At 40.7% G+C, this 2063-nt stretch carries 2 protein-coding genes; both read right to left on the bottom strand.

Annotation, left to right across the window (positions count from 1 at the left end; all coding sequences use genetic code 11):
• Positions 1-139: 139 nt before the first annotated feature.
• Entirely contained in the window at positions 140-364 is a 225-nt protein-coding gene (mazE, locus tag ABFX15_RS00365) for a type II toxin-antitoxin system PemI/MazE family antitoxin (protein ID WP_346023584.1), read from the bottom strand.
• Between the two features lie 165 nt (positions 365-529).
• The gene (locus tag ABFX15_RS00360) at positions 530-1762 is read right to left on the bottom strand and encodes a serine hydroxymethyltransferase (protein ID WP_346023583.1); all 1233 of its coding nucleotides are present in this window, start codon (positions 1760-1762) and stop codon (positions 530-532) included.
• Positions 1763-2063: the final 301 nt, after the last annotated feature.

Genomic DNA, 2063 nt, shown 5'->3' with positions numbered 1-2063 from the left:
TATCATAGAAGGAGCGATAATAAATTATAAGGGGTTTTTATCAAACTGTCCTTGACATGGGGTCCAGTTTAGGACTTTTAATCGAAAGAACGAGTGTTTTTTTCATCTTGTAATCTAGCAATTTTTAGTATTCACTATATCAGTCTTCTTCGCTTCCATTTGAGTGCGTATCTTCCTGGTAATCATCCTCGAATCTCAAACTTTCCCCATTTTCTATCGCTTCTTCAAAGATGTTTTCCACTTTAGGGATATAGGTGATACTTCCCAGTTCCCCTTTAATCGCCACATATTCCTTACCGGGCTCAATATTAAGTATAGATGGGACGGTTAGCACAATGTCATTTCCCTGTCTACGTGCCTTCATCAGACTCTCCCCTTTTATGTCTATTTAGCTATATTGTAGCAGTTGTTGAAACTAAATAGAATGTCATTATGAAAATGTTTAACACTACAACAAAACCTCATTCACTATAGGCAAAAAGCTGACTTCAGTCTTATCCTGAGGTCAGCTTTTATACTCATTTACCGATTATCCGTACAGTGGATACTTACGTGTCAGTTCTTTAACTGATTGTCTGATTTTGTCTAGTTCATCTTCGTTGTCCTTAGAATTCAAAGCAGCAACGATCAGTTCAGCTACGCGTCTGAATTCTTCTTCCTTGAATCCGCGAGTGGTCACAGCTGGTGTTCCGATTCGAATCCCACTTGTTTTGAATGGTCCAAGTGTATCAAAAGGAATGGAATTTTTGTTTACAGTAATGCCTACTTCATCAAGTAATGCCTCTGCCTGTTTCCCGTTTAGTCCGAAGTCAGAAACTTCCATAAGCAGCAGGTGATTATCCGTTCCCCCACTAATTAAACGGCCTTTTGATCCTTCGAATACTTCTACCATAGCTCGTGCGTTTGCTTTAATTTGTTTACTATAGTCTATAAAACTGGGCTCCAGAGCTTCCTTGAATGCAATGGCCTTTCCCGCTATCACATGCTCAAGTGGTCCCCCTTGAATACCTGGGAAGATTGCGCTGTTCAGCTTCTTGCCGTATTCTTCTTTTGCAAGAATCAGTCCGCCTCTAGGTCCTCTCAACGTTTTGTGCGTCGTGCTAGTCACAACATCAGCGTAAGGAATAGGATCCGGATGTTCTCCTGTCGCGATCAGACCGGCTATATGAGCCATATCCACCATCAAAATAGCCCCTACTTCATCCGCTATCTCACGGAATTTGGCAAAATCAATTGTTCGAGGATAGGCACTGTATCCAGCAATAATCATTTTAGGTTTATGCTCAAGCGCCAGACGTCTGACCTGGTCAAAATCGATTGTTTCAGTTTCTTTGTCTACTTCATAGGGGACGACGTTATAAAGTTTTCCACTAAAATTGACATGAGAACCGTGGGTCAAATGACCACCGTGATTCAAGTTCATTCCCATGTATGTATCCCCGGGTTCCAGGAAAGTCTGAAAAACTGCCATGTTAGCTTGAGAACCAGAGTGCGGCTGTACATTGGCATACTCTGCACCAAAAAGTTCTTTTGCTCGTTCGATGGCCAGATTCTCAATCACATCTACAAATTCGCATCCACCGTAGTAGCGTTTGCCCGGATAGCCTTCTGCATATTTATTCGTCAGCACACTTCCCTGTGCATCCATGACTGCTTGAGAAACAAAGTTTTCTGATGCAATAAGTTCAATGTTCTCTTCCTGACGCTTTTTCTCTTGTTCAATCGCTTCAAATACTTCATGATCAATGACAGGTTTTAACACTTAAGATCCTCTCCCCAAATAAAATTTACTGCTTTTGTAAAAGTATAGCACAGCTGTGTGAAAAGTCATTTACTTTCATAAAATTTAGTGACTAAACTTTTTGTCTCTATTACTTACTCTTTTTTTAACGTAATTCCGAAAGAAGTCTCCCACTTCTAAACGTATGGGTGCGAAGCACCAGTGAAAGTGGGAGATGAATGTCGGTCAAGCGATAGCTTGAAGTGGTTAATGTCATTCTCATTTGGTATACTTTATATATAGACGATAACCAAGTCTATATAGGCGACAACCAAGCCTACTG

Origin of the sequence: Alkalibacterium indicireducens (genome assembly GCF_039522005.1) — a bacterium.
GTDB lineage: Bacteria > Bacillota > Bacilli > Lactobacillales > Carnobacteriaceae_A > Alkalibacterium > Alkalibacterium indicireducens.
Note: the sequence above shows the minus strand (reverse complement) of the source record. Positions and strands in the feature narration are given on the sequence as shown.

Excerpts from the sequence above, each read along its gene's own strand:
- mazE (WP_346023584.1), bottom strand. The coding sequence starts at position 364 with ATGAAGGCACGTAGACAGGGAAATGACATTGTGCTAACCGTCCCATCT.